This is a genomic window from Streptomyces mirabilis, assembly GCF_018310535.1.
Taxonomy (GTDB): Bacteria; Actinomycetota; Actinomycetes; order Streptomycetales; family Streptomycetaceae; genus Streptomyces.
The window spans coordinates 8,135,334-8,161,302 of sequence record NZ_CP074102.1; the positions used below are offsets into that span (position 1 = coordinate 8,135,334).

General features: G+C 71.9%; 24 protein-coding genes. 13 read left to right on the forward strand and 11 right to left on the reverse strand.

Annotation, left to right across the window (positions count from 1 at the left end; all coding sequences use genetic code 11):
- Nucleotides 1-9 precede the first annotated feature (9 nt).
- On the reverse strand, nt 10-315 hold the full coding sequence (locus tag SMIR_RS36015; RefSeq protein WP_168489541.1) for an antibiotic biosynthesis monooxygenase family protein: 306 nt from the start codon (nt 313-315) through the stop codon (nt 10-12).
- A 288-nt stretch (nt 316-603) separates the two neighbouring features.
- Between SMIR_RS36015 and SMIR_RS36020 the strand changes: the two genes are divergently transcribed.
- From SMIR_RS36020 to SMIR_RS36045, 6 genes are all read left to right on the forward strand, one after another.
- A complete protein-coding gene (locus SMIR_RS36020) occupies nt 604-1,557 on the forward strand; it encodes a fumarylacetoacetate hydrolase family protein (RefSeq protein ID WP_212728459.1) in 954 nt (317 codons plus the stop codon).
- Nucleotides 1,554-2,495, forward strand: coding sequence for a VOC family protein (locus SMIR_RS36025; RefSeq protein ID WP_168489539.1), 942 nt, complete (start codon nt 1,554-1,556; stop codon nt 2,493-2,495). The genes SMIR_RS36020 and SMIR_RS36025 overlap by 4 nt, the downstream gene beginning before the upstream one ends.
- Nucleotides 2,496-2,535: 40 nt before the next feature.
- On the forward strand, nt 2,536-3,837 hold the full coding sequence (gene hisD / locus SMIR_RS36030) for a histidinol dehydrogenase (protein ID WP_212727900.1): 1,302 nt from the start codon (nt 2,536-2,538) through the stop codon (nt 3,835-3,837).
- Nucleotides 3,834-4,604 carry an SDR family NAD(P)-dependent oxidoreductase gene (locus SMIR_RS36035; RefSeq protein WP_168489538.1) on the forward strand — a complete coding sequence of 257 codons (771 nt, stop codon included), beginning with the start codon at nt 3,834-3,836 and terminating at the stop codon, nt 4,602-4,604. Before hisD ends, SMIR_RS36035 begins: the two co-directional genes overlap by 4 nt.
- A gap of 308 nt (nt 4,605-4,912) precedes the next feature.
- On the forward strand, nt 4,913-6,826 hold the full coding sequence (locus SMIR_RS36040) for a hypothetical protein (RefSeq protein WP_212727901.1): 1,914 nt from the start codon (nt 4,913-4,915) through the stop codon (nt 6,824-6,826).
- Nucleotides 6,827-6,888: 62 nt separating this feature from the next.
- The gene (locus tag SMIR_RS36045) at nt 6,889-7,581 is read left to right on the forward strand and encodes an alpha/beta fold hydrolase (RefSeq protein WP_168489536.1); all 693 of its coding nucleotides are present in this window, start codon (nt 6,889-6,891) and stop codon (nt 7,579-7,581) included.
- Here the strand turns inward: SMIR_RS36045 and SMIR_RS36050 are convergent.
- Nucleotides 7,578-9,173, reverse strand: coding sequence for an alpha-amylase family glycosyl hydrolase (locus SMIR_RS36050; protein ID WP_212727902.1), 1,596 nt, complete (start codon nt 9,171-9,173; stop codon nt 7,578-7,580). The two genes, SMIR_RS36045 and SMIR_RS36050, sit on opposite strands and share 4 nt — an antisense overlap.
- A 54-nt stretch (nt 9,174-9,227) precedes the next feature.
- Between SMIR_RS36050 and SMIR_RS36055 the strand changes: the two genes are divergently transcribed.
- Nucleotides 9,228-10,070 (forward strand): class I SAM-dependent methyltransferase, encoded by an 843-nt coding sequence (locus tag SMIR_RS36055; protein ID WP_212727903.1) that lies wholly within the window; start codon nt 9,228-9,230, stop codon nt 10,068-10,070.
- Between the two features lie 19 nt (nt 10,071-10,089).
- On the opposite strand, the gene SMIR_RS43820 is transcribed toward SMIR_RS36055, so the two are convergent.
- The 3 genes from SMIR_RS43820 to SMIR_RS36070 form a co-directional block, all read right to left on the reverse strand.
- Nucleotides 10,090-10,359, reverse strand: a complete 270-nt coding sequence (locus SMIR_RS43820; protein ID WP_249938524.1) for a hypothetical protein — start codon at nt 10,357-10,359, stop codon at nt 10,090-10,092.
- A 65-nt stretch (nt 10,360-10,424) separates the two neighbouring features.
- Nucleotides 10,425-11,165, reverse strand: a complete 741-nt coding sequence (locus SMIR_RS36065; protein ID WP_212727904.1) for a GntR family transcriptional regulator — start codon at nt 11,163-11,165, stop codon at nt 10,425-10,427.
- 180 nt (nt 11,166-11,345) lie between these two features.
- The gene (locus SMIR_RS36070) at nt 11,346-12,512 is read right to left on the reverse strand and encodes a serine hydrolase domain-containing protein (protein WP_212727905.1); all 1,167 of its coding nucleotides are present in this window, start codon (nt 12,510-12,512) and stop codon (nt 11,346-11,348) included.
- Nucleotides 12,513-12,709: 197 nt separating this feature from the next.
- Between SMIR_RS36070 and SMIR_RS36075 the strand changes: the two genes are divergently transcribed.
- Nucleotides 12,710-13,759, forward strand: a complete 1,050-nt coding sequence (locus SMIR_RS36075) for a phosphatidylinositol-specific phospholipase C domain-containing protein (RefSeq protein WP_168489530.1) — start codon at nt 12,710-12,712, stop codon at nt 13,757-13,759.
- A 28-nt stretch (nt 13,760-13,787) separates the two neighbouring features.
- Here SMIR_RS36075 and SMIR_RS36080 read toward each other — a convergent pair whose 3' ends face one another.
- From SMIR_RS36080 to SMIR_RS36090, 3 genes are all read right to left on the reverse strand, one after another.
- Nucleotides 13,788-14,753, reverse strand: a complete 966-nt coding sequence (locus SMIR_RS36080) for an acetylxylan esterase (RefSeq protein WP_212727906.1) — start codon at nt 14,751-14,753, stop codon at nt 13,788-13,790.
- A gap of 382 nt (nt 14,754-15,135) precedes the next feature.
- Nucleotides 15,136-17,025, reverse strand: coding sequence for a helix-turn-helix domain-containing protein (locus SMIR_RS36085; protein ID WP_168489528.1), 1,890 nt, complete (start codon nt 17,023-17,025; stop codon nt 15,136-15,138).
- A 141-nt stretch (nt 17,026-17,166) separates the two neighbouring features.
- A complete protein-coding gene (locus tag SMIR_RS36090) occupies nt 17,167-17,751 on the reverse strand; it encodes an Rv1733c family protein (protein ID WP_212727907.1) in 585 nt (194 codons plus the stop codon).
- A gap of 245 nt (nt 17,752-17,996) precedes the next feature.
- On the opposite strand from SMIR_RS36090, the gene SMIR_RS36095 reads away from it, so the two are divergent.
- Nucleotides 17,997-18,812: a universal stress protein gene (locus SMIR_RS36095; RefSeq protein WP_212727908.1), complete on the forward strand. Its 816-nt coding sequence runs from the start codon at nt 17,997-17,999 to the stop codon at nt 18,810-18,812.
- A 24-nt stretch (nt 18,813-18,836) separates the two neighbouring features.
- On the opposite strand, the gene SMIR_RS36100 is transcribed toward SMIR_RS36095, so the two are convergent.
- The gene (locus SMIR_RS36100; RefSeq protein ID WP_168489525.1) at nt 18,837-19,592 is read right to left on the reverse strand and encodes a ferredoxin reductase; all 756 of its coding nucleotides are present in this window, start codon (nt 19,590-19,592) and stop codon (nt 18,837-18,839) included.
- Nucleotides 19,593-19,596: 4 nt separating this feature from the next.
- Nucleotides 19,597-20,202 (reverse strand): sulfite oxidase-like oxidoreductase, encoded by a 606-nt coding sequence (locus SMIR_RS36105; protein ID WP_168489524.1) that lies wholly within the window; start codon nt 20,200-20,202, stop codon nt 19,597-19,599.
- A gap of 243 nt (nt 20,203-20,445) precedes the next feature.
- Here SMIR_RS36105 and SMIR_RS36110 point away from each other — a divergent pair, with 243 nt between their 5' ends.
- A complete protein-coding gene (locus SMIR_RS36110; protein ID WP_212728460.1) occupies nt 20,446-21,366 on the forward strand; it encodes an NADP-dependent oxidoreductase in 921 nt (306 codons plus the stop codon).
- Nucleotides 21,363-22,115: a GNAT family N-acetyltransferase gene (locus tag SMIR_RS36115; protein ID WP_168489522.1), complete on the forward strand. Its 753-nt coding sequence runs from the start codon at nt 21,363-21,365 to the stop codon at nt 22,113-22,115. The genes SMIR_RS36110 and SMIR_RS36115 overlap by 4 nt, the downstream gene beginning before the upstream one ends.
- 31 nt (nt 22,116-22,146) lie before the next feature.
- Here SMIR_RS36115 and SMIR_RS36120 read toward each other — a convergent pair whose 3' ends face one another.
- Nucleotides 22,147-22,605: a MarR family winged helix-turn-helix transcriptional regulator gene (locus tag SMIR_RS36120; RefSeq protein ID WP_168489521.1), complete on the reverse strand. Its 459-nt coding sequence runs from the start codon at nt 22,603-22,605 to the stop codon at nt 22,147-22,149.
- 289 nt (nt 22,606-22,894) lie between these two features.
- On the opposite strand from SMIR_RS36120, the gene SMIR_RS36125 reads away from it, so the two are divergent.
- Both SMIR_RS36125 and SMIR_RS36130 read left to right on the forward strand, forming a co-directional pair.
- Entirely contained in the window at nt 22,895-23,677 is a 783-nt protein-coding gene (locus SMIR_RS36125) for a putative protein N(5)-glutamine methyltransferase (RefSeq protein ID WP_168489520.1), read from the forward strand.
- Nucleotides 23,678-23,899: 222 nt separating this feature from the next.
- Nucleotides 23,900-25,915 carry an NADPH-dependent 2,4-dienoyl-CoA reductase gene (locus SMIR_RS36130; RefSeq protein WP_212727909.1) on the forward strand — a complete coding sequence of 672 codons (2,016 nt, stop codon included), beginning with the start codon at nt 23,900-23,902 and terminating at the stop codon, nt 25,913-25,915.
- The last annotated feature ends 54 nt before the right edge of the window (nt 25,916-25,969 follow it).

Below are 25,969 nucleotides of genomic sequence, written 5' to 3' on the forward strand. Positions count from 1 at the left end.
GGGGTGCGGTCAGGCGGTGAAGCGGTCGCCGAGCGTGCGGTAGTGCTCGACGGCGGGTGGCGCGGCGAAGAACGGGCCCACCAGGGCGCGCCACCGCTGGAAGCGCTCGGAGCTGCGGAAGCCGACCGTGTGCGCCTCCACGGACGTCCAGCCGACCAGCAGCAGATAGCTGTCCGGGCGCTCCTCGCAGCGCAGCAGCTCCGTCCAGCGGAACCCGTCCGCCTCGGCGAGCACCTCGCGGGCCTTGTCGAAGACGGCCTCGAAAACTCGCTCACGACCGGCTTCCACGGTCAGCTCGGCATGCTCGACGATCACACTCGCTCCTCAGGTCCGATGGTGCTCCGAGCCTGCTCGGAGGGTCGTTGCAGGGTCAACGGATCGAGGCATCGGCAAGGGGGACGTCATCCATCCCGTACGACGATGGGCCGCTGATCACACGGCCTCCGGCCCCCTGATGGCAGGCATCGCGGATCGTCATTTCCGCCCCGCCCCCGCGCTGCCTAGCGTCGACGGCAAGCCACCCGCCGTACGAGGAGACCGCCCGTGTCCGACCGACTTCCCTCCCCCAAGTTCTCGGCTGCGCTCGAACAGGGAGGGACCCCCATCACCGGACCGTTCGCCCTCGGCACCTTCGGGGACGGCTCACGGGTCTTCCCGGGCCTGGTCGTCGGGCCCCGGGTACGTGACTTGTCCGACCTGGCCCCGTCCCTGCGCGCGGTCGTCGAGGACTGGGAGGCCCTCTTCCCGCGCCTGGTCGACCTTGCCCAGGAGGCCGCCGACGCCTGGCACGACCTCGCCGACCTGCGCGTCCTCGCCCCCATCGAGCCCGGCCAGATCCTGCAGAGCGGCGCCAACTACCGCAAGCACGTGGTGGACCTGGTCGCCGCCGAGAAGGAGAGCGTGCACGGTGCCACGCCCGAGGAGGCCCGCGCGGACGCCGAGCGGATGATGGACGAGCGGATCCGCAGCGGCGTCCCGTACGTCTTCCTCGGCTCGCCCCGCGCGATCTGCGGCCCGTACGACGACATCGTGCTGCCCGCGTTCGGTGAACAGCACGACTGGGAGCTCGAACTCGCCCTCGTCATCGGCAGGACGGGCAAGAACATCCTGGTCGAGGACGCGATGTCGTACGTCGCCGCCTACACCATCTGCAACGACCTCACCACCCGCGACCGGCTCTACCGGCCCGACCTCAAGGCCATCGGCACCGACTGGTTCACCGCCAAGAACGCCGACACCTTCCTGCCGACCGGCCCCTTCCTCGTACCGGCCGCCTTCGTCGGCAACCCCACCGAAGACGCGGACGTCCGGATCACCCTGCGCCACAACGGAGTCGTGCGCCAGGACGAGTCCACCAAGGACATGATCTTCGACATTCCCCGGCTCATCGCCTATGTCTCCACGACCACCACCCTGCGCCCCGGTGACCTGCTGCTCACCGGTTCCCCGGCGGGCAACGGCGCGCACTGGGGCGTCTTCCTCAAACCCGGAGACGTCATGGAGGCGGAAATCACGGGCCTCGGCCACCAGCGCAACACCGTCAGGAGCGGACAGTGACCAGCACCTTCCAGCCCATCACCCACCTCCGCCATGTCGACCTGGCCGTACCGGACTTCGCCAGGCAACGCACCTTCTACGGCACCACCTGGGGCCTGACCGAGGTCGCCGGCGACACCGGGATCGCCTTCTTCGCCGCCGAGGGCAGCCCCGAGCAGTACATCGTCCGCATCCGCGAGGACGAGCGGAAGCGGATGGACCTGGTCGCCTTCGGCGCCCTCTCGCCGGCCGCCGTGGACGAGCTGCATCTGCGCCTCGGGCGGTCCGGAGTCCAACTCATCGGCGAACCGGGGACGTTGGACACGCCCGGCGGCGGCTACGGCTTCCGCTTCTTCGACCCGGACGGCCGGGTCGTGGAGGTGTCCGCCGACGTCGAGACGCGCGCACACCGCAGGATCGAGGAGCGCGAGGCGATCCCGGTGCGCCTCTCGCACTGCGTGGTCAACTCCCAGGACCCGGAAGGGCTGCGGGACTTCTACGTCCGGCACCTCGGCTTCCGGCTCACCGACACCCTGTACTCGGCGCACATGGGCGACCTCATGTACTTCCTGCGGTGCAGCCCGCTCCACCACTCCTTCGCCATCGCGCGCGGCCCCCATGTCTCCCTGCACCACGCCTCGTTCGAGATGCGCGGAGTGGAGGAGTACATGCGCGGTACGGGGCGGGCGCTGCGCGCCGGTACCCGGCTCACCTGGGGCCCCGGCCGCCATCTCGCGGGCGACAACACCTTCTCCTACTTCCACGACCCGCACGGCAACACGGTCGAGTACACGACCGAACTCGCGGTCCTGGAGGAGGACCTGTGGCACCCGGGCCGCCACGACGTGGACGATCCGATCACCCAGGACCAGTGGGGCACCGCGGACCCGATGAGCGAGTCGGTCGCCAAGGAGCAGTTCAACGACCCCGACGTGCTGTTCGTCGCACCCCCCGTGTAGCCGTCGACCGCCGTCAACCACCCGCAGAGAGGTCGCAGTTGTGGCAACGATCCTGAAACACGCCGTACCGGGGGCGGAGGTCACCGTCTCGCTCGACCAGGTCCGCGAGACCGTGGCGGGCGTCATCGCGGACGTCCGCGAGCGCGGCGACGCGGCCGTGCGCGCGTACTCCGAGAAGTTCGACCGGTGGAGTCCCGACGCCTTCCGGCTCTCCGCCGAGGAGATCGAGAAGATCGTCGCCTCGGTCCCGCGGCAGGTCATCGACGACATCCGCTTCGTCCAGGACCAGGTGCGCTCCTTCGCCCGCCACCAGCTCGACTCGATGGGCGAGTTCGAGGTGGAGACCCTGCCGGGCGTCAGGCTCGGGCAGAAACACATCCCGGTGCGGGCGGCCGGCGCCTACATCCCCGGCGGCCGTTACCCGCTCACCGCGTCCGCGCACATGACCATCGTCACGGCGAAGGTCGCGGGCGTGCCACGGGTCGTCGCCTGTACGCCCCCGATCCACGGCGAGATCCCCGCGGCCACCGTCGCCGCCGCGCACCTCGCGGGCGCGGACGAGATCTGGCTGCTGGGCGGGGTGCAGGCCGTGGCCGCGATGGCCGTCGGCACGGACACGATGGAGCCGGTGAACCTGATCGCCGGTCCGGGCAACGCCTATGTCGCCGAGGCCAAGCGCCAGCTGTTCGGCGAGATCGGCATCGACCTCTTCGCGGGCCCGACGGAGATCCTGGTCCTCGCCGACAGCGCCGCCGACCCCTTCGTGTGCGCCGTCGACCTGCTCTCCCAGGCCGAGCACGGCCCCGACTCCCCGGCCGTCCTGATCACCACCTCCCGCGAGATCGCCGAGAAGACCATCGCGGAGGTCGAGCGGCTCCTGCCGGGCATGCCCACACGCGATTTCGCGGGGCCTGCCTGGCGCGACCACGGGCAGGTGCATGTCGTGGACTCCCTCGACGAGCTGTACGCGCTCGCCGACGCGTTCGCCTTCGAGCACGTCGAGGTCCTGACCGCCGAGCCGCGCGAGGCCCTGCGCAGGATGACGCAGTACGGCGCGCTCTTCCTGGGTGAGGGCACCTGTGTGTCCTTCGGCGACAAGGTCATCGGCACGAACCATGTGCTGCCGACCCGGGGCGCCGCCCGCTACACGGGCGGCCTGTGGGTGGGGAAGTACCTCAAGACGGTCACCTACCAGGAGGTCACGGACACCGGCTCGGGGGCGCTGCTCGGCCGGCTGTGCGGGCGCGCCTCACGCGTCGAGTTGTTCGAGGGGCACGCCCGCTCCGGTGACGTACGGGCGGCGAAGGCCGCGGGCGACGAACTGCCGTGGAACAACGCATGACCCTCCACGGGCGTACGGCGCTGATCACGGGCGGCGGCGGACCGCTGGGGCGGGCCTTCGCGCTCGCCCTGGCGCGTGCCGGGGTCCGGGTGGTCCTCGTCGGCCGGGGCGAGCGGGCCCTCGCCGACGCGGCGGCGCTGGTGGCCGAGGAGGGTGGAGGGGCCCGTACGGCGGTGTGTGACGTCTCCGACCCGGAGTCGGTGCGCGCCCTGGCCCTCGAACTCGCCGACGAGGAGGTGTCGTTGCTCGTCAACAACGCCGGAGTCGCGGGACCGGTGCGGCAGCTGACCGACATTGAGCCGCAGGAGTGGGACGAGGTGTTCGCCGCCAACGTCCGCGGGGTGTACCTGATGTGCCGGGCCTTCCTGCCGCCCATGATCGCGGCCGGACGTGGTGACATCGTCAACATCGCCTCCGTGAGCGGAAAGCGGCCTCTGCTGAACCGCACCCCGTACACCGCCTCCAAGATGGCGCTCCTCGGTCTGACCCGGACGCTGGCGGGCGAGGTCGGACCATACGGCGTCGCGGTCAACTCCCTTTCCCCGGGGCCGGTTCGAGGTCCGCGCATGGACCGCAACTTCCGGCTGACGGCCGAGCTGACCGGTACGAGCGTCGAGGCCGCCGAGCGGGACTTCGCCTCGCGCGCCGCGCTGGGCCGGCTCGTGGAGGAGGACGAGGTCGCCCGGGCGCTGGTGGCGATGCTCGCGATGCCGGGACTGTGCGGGGCGGACATCGACCTGTCGGCGGGGATGATCGCCCCGGCGTAGTCCCAGGCGCGGGGAGCACGGTGCGGCGAGCACGTGGGGCGGACGGTCCAGGCCGTCCGCCGCACCGTCGTGCGTTCCTCGTCGGCTCGTCTGTGACCACGCTGTGTGACGGCCATGAACCGGGCCGCACGATCTGAGACATCGCCCTCCCGTATGTGTCCGCAAGGCGACTACTCCCTTGTGTCCAGGGCTGATTCACTTTCCCACGCGCACCTCTGGTGCCTCCGCCCGAGCCGTCGCCCCCTTGAATCCGACGGCCGGCCGGTCACGCTGCGCGACGACGCACTCGATCTCTGGGAAGGCATGCAATGACGCTGATCACCCGACGTTCGTTCCTGATCGCCGGTACGGCCACGGCCGGAGCCCTGCTCGTCCCGGCGGCCCCCGCCCTGGCGGCGGGGCCCACGGCGAAGACGACCAAGGCGGACAAGATCTCCGTGGGGGCCGGCGAGACCTACCAGCTCTCGGCGACCACGCGCGTGAGCGAGCTGTCCATGGCCGAAGGCGGAAAGGTCACCGCGCCCGACGGGTACAGCGTCACCCTCACCGTCGACGGGGTCGAGATCGGGCAGCTCCTCACCGAGACGGGTGGAACCGAGACGCTGATCTCCGCCGGCACCTACCAGGGCGACATCGTGCTCACCGTGGCGGAAGCCAACGCGGTCACCTATCAGACCGTCACCTTTCCCTTCCGGCAGGCCCTTTACGTGGGCGCCGACGGCGTGGACCGCGGCAAGTCCGTCCTGTCCGCAGTCGTCGGCGGCACGCTCACCGACACCCTCGCCCGCAACGTCGCGATCACCTCCACCGGCGAGTGCTTCGACGGTGTCTTCGTGAAGAACGGCACCTACACGCTCAAGAGCCCCGCCATCTCCCTCACGGGCAACGGGCGTTGCGACTTCGCGGGATACGGCGCCGCGGTCGTCGGCACCGGCTCGGCCACGACGCTCGTCGTGGACGGTGCCAGGATCACCAACAAGGGGGTGGTGCGCACGACGGTCATCGCGGACGACGGCGCCAACGTCATCGTGAAGAACTCCCGCCTGCGGGCCCACAACGGCACGTTGCCCGCCGACTACCAGGCGACCGTGGAGACTCCGTACATGGAGTCCGTGCCGTGGATGCTCGGCCTGGACGGCGACGTCCGCGCCACCAACCTCATCGGCGCCGGCACCAAGGCGACGTACATCAACTCGACCGTGCAGTCGGAGACCTGGGGAGCCCTGTCGGTGGAGGGCGGCAGCGGGCTCCAGCTGACGGCGATCAACAGCAGCGTCGGCAACACGGGAACGTACGGCTATGGCACCTACGCCATCGGGGACGCCACCGTCCGCGTGCTCGGCTCGCAGTTCGATGTCGGCTCCTACGCCACCATCTGCGCGGGCCCGGCCGCCTCGATCCACTACGGCGACAGCACTCGCGAAGCCGTCGCGGCACTCAACTCCTCGCTCGGCCTCGGACTGACCAAGGCCGAACTGGCGGCCATCCCGGCCCGGATCACGGTCGTCAACTCGGGCCACTTCGGATTCATGTTCTTCGGCACCGGAACACTGAAGGTGGACGGCGGCACGGTCATCACCTCCGCGCAGACCACCTTCCTCAACAAGGGCCAGCAGACCTCGATCACGGTGGACGGATCGGAGGGTGCGCAGCTCAACCCCGGCAACGGGATCATCCTGCAGATGATCGAGAGCGACGACCCGGGCCCGGTGAACGTCGACGGCAAGATGATGAACGTCGGCGTCTACACCGAGCCCACGGGCGACCCCGCCAAGGACGCCTCCTTCGACCCGGCCTCGGTCCACACGGCCGACGGCGCCGCCACCTTCACTTCCATCGCGCTGGCGGGCGACTTCTACAACGGCATGCGCGCGGGCAAGAACATGGTCCTCACCTTCGAGGACTCGACCGTGCAGGGCGTCATCTCGGCCACGAAGGCCGAGCACCGCGTCAGCACGATCGACTCCTCGAACTTCTACGAGCTGGGTCAGGTCACCAACACCGTCCAACCCGCCGTCAACAACGGCGTGATCGTCCAGCTGAACAGCGGCTCGGCCTGGACCGTGACCGGCACCTCGTATCTGACCAGGCTGACCGTCGCCGCCGATGCGGCGGTGCGGGCGGCGAGCGGCAAGTCCGTGACCATGACGGTCGACGGCACGCAGACGGCCATCGAGGCGGGAGGCGACTACTCCGGCGCGATCGTCCTCACGGTCGGCTGAGTAGCCCGGGGCGTCCGAGGCCGAGGCCTGGCGGGCGATGACCGACGCATATCCTCTCCCGCATGGTTGATCGTCGTACGGTTGATGTGGGAGGGGTCCGGCTCGTCTGCCAGGTGTGGGGCCAGGAGTCCGCTCCGCCGCTCGTCCTGTTGCACGCGGTCGGCGAGGACAGCACCGACTGGGCCGAGGTGATGCCCGCTCTCGCCCGCGGGCGACGGGTGTACGCCCTCGATCTGCGCGGCCACGGACGGAGCGACTGGCCGGGGGAGTACTCGCTCGAACTCATGCGTGCCGATGTGCTCCGGTTCCTCGACGTGCTGGGACTCGGCACGGTGGACCTGATCGGACACTCCATGGGCGGGGTCGTGGCCTACCTGCTCGCGCAGGAGCGACCCGAGCGGGTGAGCCGGCTCGTCCTGGAGGACGTGCCGGTTCCGCGGCCTCGCGAGAAGACCACTCCGACCAGGCCGGACGGCGAGCTCACCTTCGACTGGGACATGGTGAGGGCCATCAGAAGGCAGATCGACACGCCCGACCCGGCGTGGCTCGAGGGACTGAGCAGGATCACCGCCGACACACTGGTGCTGGCCGGCGGACCGGGCAGCCATGTGCCCCAGGACGGCATCGCCGAGCTCGCCCGCCGCGTCCCCGGCGGGCGAGTCGTCACGATCCCTGTCGGACACCTCATCCACAGCGCGGCGCCGCAGGCGTTCACGGAGGCGGTGTGCGCGTTCCTGGACGAGGACAGGCCCTAGCGGCCGGGGCCCAGGTCGAAGATCCCGTACGCGAAACCCTCGGCGGTGATCGTGGAGCCGTTCACCGTGACCCCGTCGGCCTCTACCGGCGTCCCGGCGCGAGCACCGTCGTAGGCGTAACTCGCCTTCTGTTCCTGTGGGTTGATGATCACGAGGTACCTTCCGCCGCGCAGGTACACGAACGGATGGCCGGCGTGCAGCACCTCCACCGAGCCCTGGGAGCCGAGCTGCGGGGTGTGGGTGCGCAGGGTGACGAGGCGGCGTACGAGGTGGAGGAGCGAGGTCTCGTCGGCGCGCTGGGCGGCGACGGTCGGGCGGGTGGATGACGGGTCGACGGGGAGGTAGAGGCGGTCCGGCGCGGCGGTGGAGAATCCGGCGTTCGGGCCCTCGTCCCACTGCATCGGTGTGCGGGAGCCCGCGCGGTTGTAGCGGGGACCGAGGACGCTGCCCTCCTGGTCGGGCAGGCCCGGAAGGTAGCGCATGCCGATCTCGTCGCCGTAGTAGATCGCCGGGAGCGTCGGCCAGGTGAGCTGGAACGCGAAGGCGGCGGGCAGTTGCTCGGGTGTGCGCGGGCCGCAGTTGAGGCGGGAGAAGTCGTGGTTGGCGGTGGGCAGGGAGATGAAGCCGCTCGCGCCGAGCGCGGTGGACGCCTTCTCCCAGGCATCGAGGAAGGGGCGCGGCGAACCCCGGCCGCTGCGGTCGAAGAAGCAGTCGAGCGGGTCCCAGCTCTCGTTGACCGTCCCCTCGCCGTTGCTCCACAGCGAGCGCAGGGCGAGGCCGTCGGTGGGGCCGCCGAACTGGAGGAAGAAGTCCGCGTGGAAGCCCGCCGGGACGGACACCTCCGGCTCGCCCCACTCCGAGAGCAGCACCGCGTCCGGATGCGCGTCGTCCAGCCAGTGGCGCAACTCGGCCCAGACCTTGGCGGTTTCCGTCTTGTCCGTGTCGTCCTTGACGAGCGAGGCGGCCATGTCGACACGGAAGCCGGACAGGCCGAGCCCCAGCCAGTGGTCCATGATCGTGCGCAGCGCCGCCCGGTTGGCGCGCGGCCCCTCGGCGTCGACCGGCAGGCGCCAGGGCTCGGCCGGATTCGCCCGCGTGTAGCCGAAGTTGAGAGCGGGCTGGAAGGTGAAGAAGTTCGGCAGGTACGCGCCCGGGCGGGTGCCGGGAGAGGGGACGAAGCCGTCGGGACGGCCCTCGGACGCCCAGATGTACCGGTCGTCGGCCGGATCGTTCGCGGCGGCCTCGAACCACGGGTGCTCGTCGGAGGTGTGCCCTGCCACGAGATCCAGCAGGACCCGGATGCCGCGCCGACCCGCCTCGTCGACCAGCTTGGCCAGGTCGTCAAGGGAGCCGTAGCGGGGTGCGACGGCCAGGTAGTCGCTGACGTCGTACCCGGCGTCGCGGAACGGTGAGACGAAGCACGGGTTCAGCCACACGGTGTTCACGCCCAGCCACGCGAGGTGGTCGAGGCGCTCGGCGATCCCGTTGAAGTCGCCGATGCCGTCGCCGTCGGAGTCGGCGAAGGACTGCGGATAGATCTGGTAGAAGACGGCGTCGGCCAGCCAGACGGGGGCAGGACGGAACGAAGTCATGAACGGGACCCTAGACCGGCGCCCGGGGCGCGCGCTGCCCCTAAGCTGAGGGCGATGTTCACCCCGCAAGGTCCCACCCTCCGCGAACTGGCCGCGCAGGCCCTGTCCTCCGTCGAGCACGGCTATGACCTGCTCGCACCCAAGTTCGACCACACGCCGTTCCGGACTCCGGACGCGATCCTCGACGCCGTGGCCCGTGCACTGGGCCCCATCGGCCCGTTCGACCACGGTCTCGACCTGTGCTGCGGCACGGGCGCGGGCATGGAGGTGCTGAGCGAACTGTGCCGGGAGAGGGTCATCGGGGTCGACATCAGCGCGGGGATGCTGGCCGTGGGGCGGGAGCGGGCGGGTGCGAGGGAACCGAAGCGTACGGAAGCGGACGCGCCGGGGGTCGTGCGCCCCGGATCGCACGAGGGCGTGGACCGGGGGACGTCGCCGCGCCACGCATGGGTACGGGGTGACGCGCGTGCCCTGCCTTTCGGCCCCGTCTTCGATCTCGTCGTCAGCTTCGGCGCGTTCGGGCACTTCCTGCCGCGCGAGCTGCCGGGTCTGTTCGGCCAGGTCCACTCCGTACTGCGACCGGGCGGGCGCTTCGCGTTCCCGGTCACGGCCCCGCCGCGTCCGAGTTCGCCCTGGTATTGGGCCCTGTTGGGCTTCGACGCGGCGATGCGGGTGCGCAACGCCGTCTGGCGGCCGCCGTTCGTCATGTACTACCGGGCGTTCCGGCTCGGCGACGTACAGCGGGAGCTGAGGCGGGCGGGGTTCGAGGTGGAGCTCCTGGCACTGCCCGAGTTCGGGTGGCGGCGTGACGGCAGTCCGCGATGCCGGATGGTGGTGGCCACCCGAAGCGGCGGCGCCTCCTCCGCCGCTTCGGATGCCGCTTCCGGTTCCGGCTGACCCGCGCTGTCCCGGGAGGTCAGGCGAAGCGGCGGACGAACTCCAGCGCGGTGTCGGCGACCTCCTGCCAGCCGCGGTCGATGGCCAGTGCGTGGCCACGGTTCGGGATCTCCGTGATCTCGGTGACGCCCGGGTTTCCGCGTTGGCGAAGCCGTAGCGGAACTGGTCGAAGGTGCGCGGCACACCGGTCCCAGCCGCTCGGCAGCAGCCACAGGCCGTGGACGAAGACGACCGGGACGCGGTCCGTGGCGTTGGCCCGCTCGATCCGCTGTGCGTCGTTGGTGGTCATGTCTCGAAGCCAGTCCCGTACGGCGCTCCCGGGATCTGTCACATGACTGCATCCTCGGACCGGGGTCACCCCGCCGCCGGCAGCGTGAACTCGTAGACGAGGGCGTCCTGTTGCGCCTCCACCACCAGTTCGGTGATCTCCAGGGGCCGGTCGTACTGGTCGTGCACGCGCCGGGTGACCCGCACGGACTGCGGGAGCCGTGTGATCGCGTCCCGGTGGTGCAGGGTCAGTCCGGCCTTGCGCATCCAGTCGTACGCCCGCCGCAGCTGCGCCGACGCGGCGCCGTCCGCGCGGTCGCGGTAGCGGGCGAGTTCCTCGACCTCGGTCACGGCGACGGCGGAGAACGAGGTGACGGCCGTTCGCAGTCCGCTGCCGTCCGCCGCGGCCGACTCGTAGCGATGGACGAGGGTCGGCCGGGCCGGCGCGAGCCCCAGTGCCTCGGCGTGCTCGGGCGGGGGAGCCTCCCAGGTGACGCTGGCGCGGTGGACGGCGCAGGGCTCGGCGGTGTGTGCGCCGACGGGGAAGTCGAGCGAGGGGATGTGCTCGGCGGTGGTGCCGGTCAGGGTTGCGTGGCTGCCGCGCCGGTCGGTGGAGACGAGGCCGTCTCGCCGCAGCCGCTGCAGCGCCTGCCGTACCGTCTCGCGGCTGACGCCGAAGCGCGTGGCCAACTCCCTTTCCCCCGGGAGTCGTTCACCGGGCGGAATGGTCCCGTCGCGCAGCTCGCCGAGCAGTTGTGCGGCGATCCGCGCGTAACGGGGCTCCTGGTCGGACGGGTGGGTGCCGGATGGACTGGTGGTGCGGGCCATGTCCGCGCCTCCTGCGAGGTGACCGTGGTGAGCGGGGTGATCGTGCTGATCGTGGTGACAAGACGTAGCCGTGCGGGCTCTGTGCGCCACCAGATCTAGCATTGGTCTAAACCACGGGGGAAGAGCGGTCGGACGGTTCGGCCGGTTTCAGCCCGCACCCACCAGGCGTCGCGGGAGCGCTCAGAGTGCGCTGTACAGGGCGTCCACAAGCGCCATCTTCCTTGGGTCGTCGGCGATGTGGGGGCCCATCCGGTTCATGACGTACCCCAGGGAGAGGCCCGACTCCGGGTCGGCGAGACCGCAGGAGCCGCCGAAGCCGTCGTGTCCGAAAGCCCTCGGGTTGGGGCCGTACGAGCCATTGGGTCCACTCAGCCACAGCCCGAGGCCGGCTTCCGTCTCGTGCTCGAACCCGGCGCCGAGCACCAGGTCCCGGCAGCTGCCCTGCCCCTCGCGCACCCGTTCCGCGGCCTCCGGGGAGAGCACCTGTCGGGAGCCGTACGCCCCGCGCCCGGCGAAGATCCCGTACAGCGCCGCGACCGCGCGGGCCGTGCCGTGGCCGTTGGCCGCCGGTATCTCGGCAGCCCGCCACCCGGCCGTGTTGGCCTCGGTGGCGCCGACCAGCGGGTTGGTGAGGGCGGCCACCGCCGCGGGCGCCAACTGGGCGAAGATCGCCGCCTGTTCACTGCTCGACGCGACCGGCGGATGCACCAGCTCGGCCGCCCGGTCGGCCTCCTTCTCCGGCAGCCCGATGGTGAAGTCGATTCCGAGTGGCCCGGTCACCTCCCGCTCGAGGAACGCGCCAGGCCGCAGCCCGGAGACGCGCCGCACCACCTCTCCCACCAGATGGCCGAAGGTGAGCGCGTGGTACCCGGACCGGGTCCCCGGCTCCCACCAGGGTTCCTGCGCCGCCAGCCGCTCGACGGTCAGCTCCCAGTCGCAGAGCTGGGCCAGATCGTGCGGCTCGCGCAGCCCGGCCAGCCCCGCGCGGTGCGACAGCAGATGCCGTACGAGCACGGACTCCTTGCCCGCCGCCGCGAACTCCGGCCAGTACGCGGCCACCGGGGCGTCGAAGTCGAGCAGCCCGCGATCGGCCAGGATGTGCGCGCACAGCGAGGTCGGCCCCTTGGACGTCGACCAGACGTTGACCAGCGTGTCGCGCTCCCAGGGCCGGGTGCGCGCCGCGTCGGCCCAACCGCCCCACAGGTCGACCACCGTCTCGCCGTCGAGCGTGACGGTCACGGCCGCGCCGAGCTCGTCGCGGCCTTGGAAGTTCTCCTCGAACGCGGTGCGCACCGCCGCGAAGCGGGCGTCGCAGTGGCCGTGAACATGCGGCGCGGGCTGGGTCATGGGACCTCCGTCATCCATCGGGACTCCGGACCCGAACGTACCGACTGGTCGGACTGGAGGGAAGCGGTGTGACGGCATCCGTCTTCCGTACGTGTCGCGTCGCCCGTCGTCCCTTCACCGCGGCATCTTCCTAATGTCACCCAACACCCCTACGCTGCACGTCGGTTGACCACCGAGACACAGGAGGCAGGGGGAACATGCGCAGACATGTGAGGGTGTTGACGCGTACCGGGATCGCGGTGGCGACGGCGGGAGCCCTCGCCCTGACTACGGCCCCCGGCGCCACCGCCGCGGACCTCTCGTACTCCGCCAGCACCTCGGTCGGCGTCCACAACTCCTACGACAAGGCCAAGTACACGTACTTCGCCGACGCGCTGGACTCCGGCGCCGGAATGCTCGAACTCGACGTGTGGACCAATGTGTTCGGCGCCTCCTGGCGCGTCTCGCACAGCAATCCGATCGGCAACGACAACAACTGCGAGAACGCGGCGAACGCCTCCGAACTGCGCACCAAGTCCCGCAACCGCGACCTCGCCGGCTGCCTCTCCGACATCAAGGCCTGGCACGACGCACACCCAGGCCACCGGCCGATCCAGCTGAAGATCGAGATGAAGGACGGCTTCCAGGCCAACAACGGCCGCGGCCCCGCCCAGCTGGACGCCCTGCTCACGGCGAAGCTCGGCGACGCCCTGCTGCGCCCCGCCGACATCGTCGGCTCCCACGGCGACCTCGACTCGGCCGTACGCGCCGACGGCTGGCCCGCCCGCTCGGCCCTCGCGGGCAAGTTCATGGTCGAGCTGATCCCCGGAACCGTCGAGGAGGGCAACCCCCTCGACTCGCTCTGGACCGACCGTGAGTACGCCACCTACCTCCGCGACCTCGCCGCGGCCGGGCGCCTGCGCGAGGCGGCCGCCTTCCCCGCCGTGCACAACGCGGCCACGGGCGACCCGCGCACCCGCTACACGGACCCGACCATCCGCCCCTGGTTCGTGATCTTCGACGGCGACGCCGCCACCTACGCGAACGGCACCATCGACACCGCCTGGTACGACGACCGCCACTACCTCGTCGTCATGACCGACGGCCAGAACGTGCCCCCGGCCATCGACGCCACCAACCCCACCCAGGCCCAGGCCCTCGACCGCGTCGCCCTCCTCGCCCGACAGCACGCCAGCGTGGTCTCGGCGGACTGGTACCCCCTGCCCGCGGTCCTGTCGACGGTCGTACCGCGCGGGACGGCGGGCTGAGCACCGGCCGTCACCCCTCCACGGCGCGTCAGAGGTACGCGGGCAGCCAGGCCAGCTTGGCCGCCTCCTGGTAGGGGCCGCCGCCCTCGTGATCGTTGAAGTCGTAGACCTCGATCTTCTTGTCCGCGTGGTCCCAGGCGTTGAAGGCCGCGAAGATCGTGGAGGGCGGGCAGGTCTGGTCCTCCAGCGCGACCGAGAAGAGGGCCGGCGCCCGCCCGCGCGCCGCGAAGTGCACCCCGTCGAAGTAGGACAGCGTGCGCAGGACGTCCTCGGTGCGGCCGCGGTGGGTCTTGAGGTAGCTGCCGATCTCCCGGTACGGGTGCCGGTCCGTCAGCGTCGTCGCACGCGGGAAGTCGCACAGGAACGGCACGTCGGGCGCGATCGCGGCCAGGTCGGGGACCAGACCGCCCACCGCGATGGTGATCCCGCCGCCCTGACTGCCGCCGACGGCCGCCATGCGCTCCGCGTCGACCAGCGGATGCGAGCGGGCCGCCTCCACCGCGCGCACACCGTCCGTGAACACCCGGCGGTAGTAGTAGTTCTCAGGGGCGTCGATGCCACGGGTCATGTAGCCGGGGTACGCGGGCGCGCTGCCCACCGGGTCCGGGGTCTCACCGCCGCCCCAGGCGCTGCCCTGGCCACGGGTGTCCATCACGAAGTGCGCGAAGCCTGCCGAGGCCCACAGCAGATGCGTGTGCGAGAGGCCGCGACCGCCGCCGTATCCGACGAACTCGACGACCGCGGCCAGGGGGGAGTTCGCCCAGGCGGGCAGCGTGAGCCAGCCCTTGACCGGGTGCCCGCCGAACCCGGCGAAGGTCACGTCGTACACCTTGACCGTCTTGAGCGGTGTCTCGACGGGTTCGAAGCGGGCGTCGAGGTCGTGCTCACGCGCCTCCTGGAGGGTCTTGGCCCAGAAGGTGCCGAAGTCCTCGGGCTCGGCGGACGCGCTGCGGTATTCGCGAAGTTCGTCGAGGGGGAGGTCGAACAGGGCCATGAAGGACCACCTTTTGACGTCACGGGTGCGGATGATCACACCGTACGTGTGACGCCGGAGGGCCGCCAGACCTCCCTTCGGTCAGACACCGGGGCCGTGGGCCCGGGCCACGGACCAACCGCAGTCACGGCGCCCGGCCCGGTCGTCCTCACTCTTGCGCGACCAGCGGTTGGCGTTCACGGCGACCTCCTTCGCGCCGGCCCCGACGCGGCGTCGGGCGGGCGAGCGTCACGCTAGGAAGCGCCGTCCCGCCGTGCCACGTCACGCGTGCACAGTCGCGCCGCCGGACGCGCCGCCGGGGCCGACGGGAGCCGTTGCGGTGCACAAGTGGGCGGGCGCACCCCCTCACCGGTGCACAGTCCGCCGTCGGTGAGAGGCGAGCTCAGGCGGGCGGCAGGAAGGGGCGGCCGGTGCCGGCGTGCAGCGCGAATGCCAACGGGCGTACGCCGCTGAGCGCCTGCTCGTGCTCGTTCCCGTCGAGTGCCTCCGTCTCGTCCGGGCCCACCGGCAGGTCGCGCTGGATCAGCGGTGCGGCGGCCCGCAGGTGACTGCGCACCGTCACCGGCGCCAGGTCCAGCGCGGCGGCCGTCCGCGCGGTGTGGGTGTCGTTCTCCAGCCAGACCCGGAGCGTGCGCAGCAGATCACGGCGGTCGGCCCGCAACGGCTCGAGGAACGAGTCGGCCCAGGCACGGACCTCCGGAGCGGACACCATCGCGCTGAAGTCGACCCCCGGGTCCGCCGAGTGCGCGTCGTGCCCGTACTTCACGACGACCTGGAGCGCCGTCGAGACCACCACCCGGTTCAGGACCTGGCCGCGGTCGAGGCCGAGCAGACCGAAGCCCTTGCTGATGCGGTGCGTCACCGTGTTGCGGTGGATGCCGAGCAGTCTGCCGACGGCCGTGTGCGGGAACTCGAGCCCCAACTCCAGTGTCCGTACGAGCTGTTCGCGCTGCCCGGCCGGGAGGGTGAGCACCGGGCGCAGCAGTGTGCCCGCCCACCGCCGGGCCGCGGCCGGCGGCAGGACGTCCATCAGGTCGGGACGCTGTTCGGCGAGCGCGACCCGGCCGGGCAACCGGCGCGCCGTCAGGAGGGTGCCGGCCGCCTGCGTGTAGGCGTCCGCCACACCGCTCAGCGCGTGCACCCGGCTGCCGCCCATGCAGTGCCCGGGCAGTGCGGCGACGACCGCCTCCAGCGCGCGGCGCACACCGTCCGGAGCGTCCTCGTCCGTCTGGAGCGGATCGACCACGATCAGGTGATTGAACACCGGGCACCGCGCCAGAAGCGCCCGTCCGGCGAGCGCGTCCTCCGCCCGCCGGAGCGCCACCTCGCGGTCCTCCCGCGCGCAGTCGATCACATGGACACGCACCGACTCGGTCGCCAGCAGCCCCGGCGCGAGGCCGGCCAGCACGCGCTGGGCCGCCACCTCCTCACCCACCATCAGCAGTTGCAGGACGCTCAGCTGCACCTCACGCCGGGTCTCCGCCAGTTGGTCCCGCAACCGAGTCCGGTCGATGAGACCCAGCGCCTTCGCCGCATGCCCCAACAACTCGGTGCGCACGTCGTCGAGCGGACGGCGGGCGGTCACCGACAGCACCGCGCCGGAACCGGCGGCGCTCAGAGGGAGCGACTCCGTGTGCGTCCGGGCGGAGGCGGTGCGAGGGGGCCGCCGAGTGAGGATGTCGGGCGCCGCGGCCAGTACACCGCGCAGGGGATCACTGACCACCACATCGGCGTCCACGGCGGCCGCCAGCCAGTCCGCGATCCGCCGCATCGCCTCCGTGTCCGCGTCCGTGTCCCTGTTCGCGTCGGCGAGCCGGTCCGGAAGCCGGTTCAGCAGCGCGGTGAGCTGATCGGCGTGCCATTCGGCCTGCCGGTAGCGGTACTCGCGCAGCCGCGGGATCAGTTCGTGCCAGTCGCGCAGCTCCTTCGTCGTGGTCAGCAGCGGTACGCCGAGGCGGACGGCCGAGCTGCGGATCACCACCGGAACGGACTGCGCGCCGTGCTGCCCGACCACCACGGCGAGTCCGGCGGCCCGCTGCCGCGACAGCTCACGCAGCAACGGCTCGACCCCCTCGTGCACGGACGTCCGCCCGGAAATCCAGAAGTCACCGATCACCACCAGCGCGTCCCTCACGTCACCCAGCGAGCCGCCCGCGGTCGCGGCCAGGGACAGGGCGCGTACGGAATCGACCGCGCGGTCGGCCATCGGCCCCCCGTTGACGAACCGAAGACAGAAGTCGGGCTCCTCGCACAGGTTGATCAGCGTGGGCATGGCGTCCTTCCCGTGTCGATGGCGCACCGGCCGCTGTCGACAGTAGGCGCGTCCACCGCCGGACCGCAGTACGGGGTGCGTGAAAAGGACGCAGGACGGCTGATACCCCTCCGCCATCAAGACGGGTGGCATCCCCCGCCGTCAAGCCGTGTGCCGTCGCCACTTGGGCCCCGTACACGCCCAGTCCCGCTCCCACTCGGCCAGCCGGCGACGCGCGGCGATCCGCCATACGGCGAAATGCCAGGCGAGTACGACGGTCACGACCCCCGCGGCGGTCGACGCGCCCGTCGTCAGCGCGTGTTGCCAGACCGCGCCGGCGCTCACCGGCGGACCGACGTTCCGGCCGCGCGCATCTAGCCAGACGGCGACGCGGTCGCCCCGCTGCCCGCCCGCGGGGACCAGGGCCTCGCCGGTCCGCGGCCCCTTGCCCGGCTCGGTCCAGCGCACCTTCACCCGGAAGGTGAGCAGCCTGGCACCCTGCGGCGAGGGCACGGCCGCGGGCGCGGTCTCGACGAGTACGGCGCTGACCCGGTGCCGCTCGGCCCGCTGCGCCGCCGCCCGTGCCTGCGCGCTGTCGTACCGCCACCACCCCACAGCGGCTCCGGCCAGTGGCGCACCGACGAACAACAGCACGGCGACGGCCAGTACCGTCCACGCCTCGACGACGTCCGAGCGGCGGCGCAGCGGATTGCGGCGCCAGCGCCAACCGCGTACCCGGGTACGCATCTTCACCTCCTCGCCTCCACGGCCTTGCCCGCGGAGGGCCGAACGAACCCCCGCACCGGGACGATTCGGCTCACCCGGCGTGACTGATCCGTGCCTCCTGTGGAACCCGCGAACCACTCCGCGCAGCGAACAGGAGCCACCATGACCTGTGCCCATCCAGCAGCACTCGACGCGCACTGGCGCGTAACCGACCCCCGTACGAACGGCAGTTGCCCGAGGTCGCACCCCCAAGGAAGGCGGGAGCCATGAGCACCGGCACGTGGACGATCACCGTGGGCATCGACGGCTCGCGGCCCAGCCTGGACGCGGCCGACTGGGCCGCCCGCGAGGCGCAGCGCCGCCGGCTCCCCCTGCGGCTGCTGCACGCGGGGACCGAACAGGCCGTCTTCGGCCGCGTCTGCGACGCCGACGTTCCCGCCGGGCGCACCCGCGCCGCACTCGACCGGGCCGCCATCGAACTCTCCTACGCCCACCCGGCCTTGGACATCATCGCCCGCCGCACCGCGACACCGGCGGTCCCGGCACTGCTGGCCGCGGCCGTCGAGGCGGAGACACTGGTCCTCGGCTCGCGCGGCCGTACGGGGAGCGCGGGGTTCCCGGTCGGCTCGGTCGCCCTCGGCGTCGCGGCCCGCGCCGACCGCCCGGTCGTGCTGGTGCGCGCGGGCGAACTCCCCGAGGACGAACGGATGCCCGTCGTCGACGGCTCATCGCCGACTACGGCGCCCTACCTGCCGGTCGTCCTCGGACTCGATCCGGACGCCTCGGCCGACGATCTGATCGGCTACGCCTTCGACACGGCCGCCGTCCGCTCGGCGCCGCTGCACGTGGTGCACCCGTGGATCGTGCCGACCAGCACGCTGCGGCCGTGGCGCGACAGGTTCCCCGGGACCACGGTCAGCGAGCACCGCGTCGACGGCGATCCCGGCGCCCGTCTGCTGGAGGCGTCCGCGCGGGCCGGTCTGATGGTCGTCGGGCGCCGCACGGGCCGGGGTCCGGGTCGCGCCGCGCGATCGCTGATCCGGCACGCCGGCTGCCCGGTGGCGGTCGTGTCGCACGACTGACCGGGTTCGACGAGTGAGGACGTCTCAGCCGAAGCGTTCGATACGAATGCGGTCCACCGGCTGCCCGGCCTCCACCAGCAGCCGCGAGGCGTGCTCCGCGAACCCGTTGGAGCCGCACACATAGGCCTCCCAGCCACCGGGCGGCCGCTCGGCCAGCAGCGGTGCCAGATGTGCCGCATCGAGCCGTCCCACGGCCGTCCCCTCGGGGGCGGTGCGCGTGAAGACGGGCGTGGTCTCGGCGCCGTACTCCCGCGCGTAGATGAGCTCTTCGGGGCCGCGCGCGGAGACGAGCAGCCGCAGCGGCACGTCCAGCGCGCGGGCGCGGTGGTGGCGCAGCATCGACATCAGCGGTACGACACCGGAGCCCGCGCCCACGAGCAGCGCGGGCCGGTCGCCGGGCCAGGCGAAGAATCCGCTGAGCGGGCCGCGCACCTCGACCGAGTCACCGGGCTTCGCCACCGTGTGGAACCAGCCGGAGACCTCGCCGCCCTCGACGTGGTCGAGGGTGAGTTCGATGTGCCCGGTGTCTTCGGGCGGCGACGCGAGGGAGTAGTGACGCTGCGCCACATAACCGTCCTGGGCGGTCAGCCGCAGCATCAGGTGCTGCCCGGGCAGATGCCCCGCCCACTCCGGCACCGCGAAGCGGAACGTGGCGGCGCCCGGCGTCTCCCGGCGGATCTCGGTGAGCGTGGCGGTCTGCCAGGTGGCGGCGGCCCGGTTGCTCACCGCGATCCGCCCGGGCACGGCGAACCGGGTGGGGGGTACGAACGTGTCGGTCATCGTCTCAGTCACCGGAGTAGCGCTGCTCTTCCCAGGGGTTGCCGCGTGCGTGGTAGCCGTTCTGCTCCCAGAAGCCCGGCTCGTCGTGGTCCAGGAGCCTGAGGCCCGCGATCCACTTGGCGCTCTTCCAGAAGTACAGGTGCGGCACGATCAGCCGCGCCGGGCCGCCGTGTTCGGCGGGCAGCGGCCTCCCCTCGTACTCCCAGACGATCCAGGCACGACCGCCGGTGATGTCGGTGAGCGGGAGGTTCGTGGTGTACCCGGTGTGTGAGTAGGCGACCACGTGGGTGGCGGACGTGTCCGGGCGCACGCTGTCCAGGAACGCGTCCAGGGAGACACCCCCGAAGCGCACCCCGAACTTCGACCAGCTCGTCACACAGTGGATGTCGCCCTCGTACGCCGAGGCGGGCAGCGCGTGCGCCTGCTCCCAGGTCCAGGTACGCGGCTCGGCCACCAGCCCGTCGACCCGGAAGGTCCAGTCGGCGGGTGCCAGGTCGGGGGTGACCTCGGCGGACAGGACGGGCCAGTCGTCGCCCGCGTCGTACTGGCCGGGCGGCAGCCCGGCGTTGTCGACGCGGGGGCGCCCGGTGAAGGCTCGGGTGACGTTCATGGCGGTGGTGCCTCCAGGCCGTCGGGTGCGGCGGCCCGCGGCCGAGCGTGATCGGTGCGTACGCAGTCAACCGTACGTGGCGGTTCAACCGTACGTGACCGCGGGCCGTGCTCCGGGCCCGGGCGCGGTCCCGATCATTGCGGCCGTATGAACTCTCCCAGGACCCGGGAATAGCCGCGCCGTGATCTTCCTTGCCGATAGTGCCGCCCGTGGCGGTGACGGCGGAGGAGAGTGAGGAAGCAGATGCCCAAGGCGTACGTCTTCACCCGGTACGGCGGACCGGAGACCGAGGCCCTGGTGGAGCAGGACCGGCCGAGCCCGGGCCCCGGCCAGGTACTCGTGGCGGTCCGCGCGGCGGGCGTGAACCCCGTCGACTGGAAGCAGCGGACCGGATACGCCCGCCCCGGCGCAGGGCCCCGCGAGCTCCCCGCAGTCCTCGGCAACGAGGTCGCGGGCGTCGTCGAGGAGCTCGGTCCCGACGTGACCGGGTTCACCGTGGGGGACGAGGTCTTCGGCAACCCGGTGGCCGGCGGATACGCCGAGTACGCCCTGCTGCCGACCGCGGTCACCGCCCAGAAGCCCGCCGCGCTCTCCTTCACGGACGCGGCGGCCCTGCCCGTCGCCGCGGCGACGGCGTACGACGGGATCTACCAGCTCGGCCTGCCCTCCGGCGCCACCGTGCTGATCACCGGTGCGGGCGGTGGCGTCGGCGTCGTGGCCACGCAGATCGCGCGCGCTCTCGGGCTCACCGTGGTCGGCGTCGCGAGCGAGGGCAAGAAGGACTTCGTCGAGGAGCTCGGGGCCGTACACGTCCCGTCGGGGCCGGATCTGGCCGAGCGGGTGCGGGCCGCCGCGCCGGACGGCGTGGACGCCGTGTTCGACCTGGTCGGGGGCGAGGTGCTGGAAGCCGCGGCGACCTTGCTGGACGACCGTACGAAGCTGATCACCGGTGCCGACCGGGAGACGGCCGCCCGGCTCGGGGGCGGACCCGTCGAACGCGCCCGCACCGCCGCCGTCCTCGACGAGGTGGCGCGCCTGGTGGTCGACGGCCGGCTGAGGCCCTTCGTGACGCGGACCTTCCCCCTCGACCGGGCCGCCGAGGCGCTGCGCACGGTCGAGGACGGCCACGCCCGAGGCAAGATCGTGATCGAGGTCACCCGATGAGCGACCGTCGCCTCACGAGCCCCCGTCCGCCGGCCGGCGCCACGCACCCGCTGGACAACCCCGCCCTCGCCTCGCTGACCGGCCCGCACGCCCACTTCGCCGAACGCCGGGGCAGCGTCCTGCGCTATCCCGTGGACGTGTCGCCGTGGCTGGCCCTGCCCGACCACCCGACCGACGACGACTGGGCGGACCTCGCCGCCCTCGTCGGCCCCGGCGGCGAGGCCCCGCTGGCCGGTTTCAACGGGCCGACCCCGGAAGGCTGGGAGGTGGCCTTCAGCCTGGACGGCGTCCAGCTCGTCGACGACGGACTCGCCGCGGCGCCGGCCGCCGAAGCGGTGCGGCTCGGCTCCGCGGACGTACCCGAGATGCTGGACCTGGTGGAGCGCACCAGGCCCGGCCCCTTTCTGCCGCGCACCGTCGAGCTCGGCACCTATCTCGGCATCCGGCGCGGCGGCGCGCTGATCGCCATGGCGGGGGAGCGGCTGCACCCGCCGGGCTGGACCGAGATCAGCGCGGTCTGCACCGACCCGGGCTTCCGCGGCGAGGGGCTCGCCTCCCGCCTGATCCTGGCCGTGGCGCACGGCATCCGCGAACGCGGCGAGACCCCCTTCCTGCACACCGCCGCGAGCAACACCAACGCCATCCGGCTCTACGAGTCCCTGGGCTTCAAGCTGCGCCGCAGCACCCGGTTCATGGCGGCACGGGTTCCGGAGCACCTGACGGACGGCCAGGCCGTGGGGGTCCGTTGACCGCTCCCGAATGGCCTTCGGTGGTGAAGCCTCAGCCCCCGGAGGCCTTCGCGGTGGGCGGCGCCCCGGCCGCCGCCGTGTTGTACCGCACCAGATAGGCGGCGAACCGCTCCAGGTCCGCCGCCGGCCAGTCCGCGAGCCGCTCACGGAACGCGATCCGGCGGCTGTCGGTGACCTGGGCGAGGATGCGGGTGCCCGCCTCCGTCAGCTGGAGCACCTGCACCCGGTGGTCCTCGGGGTCGACTCGGCGTTCGATGAGCCCGGCCCGCTCCAGGGCCGCCACTTGCCGGCTCACCGTGGACTTGTCCAAGGCATAGTGCGCGGCGAGGTCGGTGGCACGACAGCCGCCGCTCTCCTCCAGATGACCCAGCAGGGTGTACGAGACCAGCGACAGCTCCGGATGCATCCGCCCCGCCGAGGCCCGGGCGCGGCGGGCGAAGGCCGTCATCTCGCGCTGGATGGTCTCGACGGACGCGTCGGCTGCACTCACGGGAGCTCCTTCCCTCTCTAGTTGCATAGTACAACTTGGTGGCCCGCGGCAGGCGGAGGCTTGGCGGTCCGCGACCGGCGGAGGCGAGGCAGGGCCTCCGTCGCCGTCCGGCCCTTCCTGTAAGGTGACCGTCCTGGCTGCGGACCATCCCAGCCCGGGAGTTGCCGAGGAGGTGAGACCCATTACCGCTGTGTCAGGTCGGGTGCTCTCATCTCAGGACCCTGCGGATCGCCGCCAGTAGGTGACCGCGAGAGCGCCCTTCGGCTCACCGAAAGGCTTCTCGGCTCTCATGCCCCCTGTTTCCGATTCCGTTGTCGCCGCGCTCCGCTCCGCGGGCTGTGTCTTCGCCGAGGACGAGGCGGAGTTGATCCTCTCCACCGCCCGCACCCCGGACGAGGTCACCGCCATGGTGGACCGTCGTGTCTCGGGACTTCCCCTCGAACACGTCCTCGGCTGGGCCGGGTTCCACGGCCTGCGCATCCTCGTCGAGCCGGGTGTCTTCGTACCCCGCCGCCGCACCGAGTTCCTCGTCGACCAGGCCGTGGCTCGCGCGCGCGGCGCCTCCCTCGTCGTGGACCTGTGCTGCGGCTCCGGCGCGGTGGGCGCCGCACTGGCCGCCGCCCTCGGCGGCCCCGAACTGCACGCCGCGGACATCGACCCGGCCGCCGTGCGCTGCGCGCGCCGCAACGTCGCACCCTTCGGCGGGCACGTCCACCAGGGCGACCTGTTCGAGGCGCTGCCGGACACCCTGCGCGGCCGTGTCGACGTCCTCACCGCCAACGTGCCGTACGTTCCCACGCACGAGGTCGGCCTGCTGCCCCCGGAAGCCCGCGACCATGAGCCGCTCGTCGCCCTCGACGGCGGCGCGGACGGCCTCGACATCCTGCGCCGTGTCACCGCCGAGGCGCCCCGCTGGCTGGCCCCGGGCGGCTGCCTCCTGGTCGAGACCAGTGAGCGCCAGGCACCCGCGGCCGTCGAGGCCTTCGCCCGCGGCGGCCTGACCGCCACGCTGGCCGTCTGCGACGAGCTGTACGCGAACGTGGTGATCGGCACCAGGTCCCGGGCGGCCTGACCCGCGAGGCGGGCTCGGCGAGCGCCCGGGCCCGCCCGTCGCCATGGAACGGGGCCTGCCGTCGCCACGGAGCGGGGTCGGCCGTCGCCACGGAGCGGGGTCGGCCGTCGCCACGGAGCGGGGTCGGCTCTCGTCAAGTGACCTCCGCCATTGTGCAACTAGTTGCATAAGGCGTTGTCCGTCGTCTACAACAGACACACGACACCGCGCACGGAGGGCCCGATGAGCCGTTACCCGCACCTGATGAACCCGCTCGACCTGGGCTTCACCACGCTGCCCAACCGCGTACTCATGGGCTCCATGCACGTGGGCCTGGAGGAGGCCGAGCGCGGATTCGAGCGCATGGCGGAGTTCTACGCGACCCGGGCCCGCGGCGGCGTCGGTCTCATCGTCACCGGCGGCATCGCGCCCAACGACGCGGGACGGCCGTACGAGGGCGGCGCCAAGCTGACCACCGAGGCGGAGGCCGAGCAGCACACCGAGATCACCGCCGCGGTGCACCGCGAGGGCGGGAAGATCGCGATGCAGATCCTGCACTTCGGGCGCTACGCCTACCACCGGGACCTGGTCGCCCCGAGCGCCCTGCAGGCCCCGATCAGCCCCTTCCCGCCGCACGCGCTCACCGACGCCGAGGTCGAGCGGACCATCGACGACTACGCCCGCGCCGCCGGGCTCGCACAGCGGGCCGGGTACGACGGCGTCGAGATCATGGGCTCCGAGGGCTATCTGATCAACGAGTTCATCGCCGCCCAGACCAACAAGCGCGAGGACCGCTGGGGCGGCTCGTACGAGAACCGCATGCGCTTCCCCGTCGAGATCGTGCGGCGCGTGCGCGAGGCCGTCGGCGAGAACTTCATCATCATCTACCGGCTCTCCATGCTGGACCTGGTGCCGGGCGGCTCCACCCTGGACGAGGTGATCACGCTCGCCCGGGCCGTCGAGGCGGCCGGAGCGACGATCATCAACACCGGTATCGGCTGGCACGAGGCCCGCATCCCCACCATCGCGACCTCCGTGCCGCGCGGCGCCTACACCTGGGTGACCAAGAAGGTCATGGGCGCGGTCTCCGTCCCCCTGGTCACCACCAACCGCATCAACACCCCCGAACTCGCCGAGCAGTTGCTCGCCGACGGCCACGCGGACATGGTGTCGCTGGCCCGACCGATGCTCGCCGACCCCGACTTCGTGGCCAAGGCGGCGGCCGGGCGGCCGGAGGCCATCAACACCTGTATCGGCTGCAACCAGGCCTGCCTCGACCACACCTTCAGCGGGAAGATCACCTCCTGCCTGGTCAACCCGCGCGCCTGCCACGAGACGGAACTCGTCCTGGCACCGACCCGGCTGCGCAAGCGCGTCGCCGTGGTCGGCGCCGGGCCCGCCGGCCTGGCCTGCGCGGTCTCCGCGGCCGAACGCGGCCACGACGTCACCCTCTACGACGCCGCGAGCGAGATCGGCGGTCAGCTCAACGTGGCCCGTAAGGTCCCCGGCAAGCAGGAGTTCGACGAGACGATCCGCTACTTCCGCACCCAGCTCGAACTGCACGGCGTGGACGTCCGGTTGAACACCCGCGTCGCCGCCGAGGACGTCTCCGCCTACGACGAGGTCGTGGTCGCCACCGGCGTCAGCCCGCGCACCCCCGAGATCCCCGGCGTCGACCACCCCAGCGTCGTCGGCTACCTCGACGTCCTGCGCGACGGAGCCCCCGTCGGTGACCGGGTCGCGATCCTCGGCGCCGGCGGCATCGGCTTCGACGTCGCCGAGTACCTGACCGACGGCGGCGACAAGGCGAGCGAGGACCCGGCGACGTACTTCCGCCACTGGGGCGTCGACATGGACTACCAGGCACCCGGCGGGCTCGCCGCACCCGAGCGCCCCGCCCCGCCGCGCACGGTCCACCTCCTCCAGCGCAAGGCCTCCAAGGTCGGCGCCGGACTCGGCAAGACCACCGGCTGGATCCACCGCACCGAACTCAAGCACCGGGGCGTCACCATGGTTCCGGGCGTCCAGTACGACCGGATCGACGACGCCGGACTGCATGTCACCGTCGAGGGCCACAGCCAGGTCCTGGAGGTCGACACCGTCGTGCTGTGCACCGGCCAGGAGCCGCGCCGCGACCTGTACGAGGAACTGTCCGCGGCGGGGCGCAGCGTGCACCTCATCGGCGGTGCCGACGTGGCCGCCGAGCTGGACGCCAAGCGCGCCATCAAGCAGGGCACGGAGCTGGCGGCGGCGCTGTGACCGGGCGAGCCGCGGCCGGGCGGTAGCGCCCGGGGCCTCGGTCCGGCGTCCCTA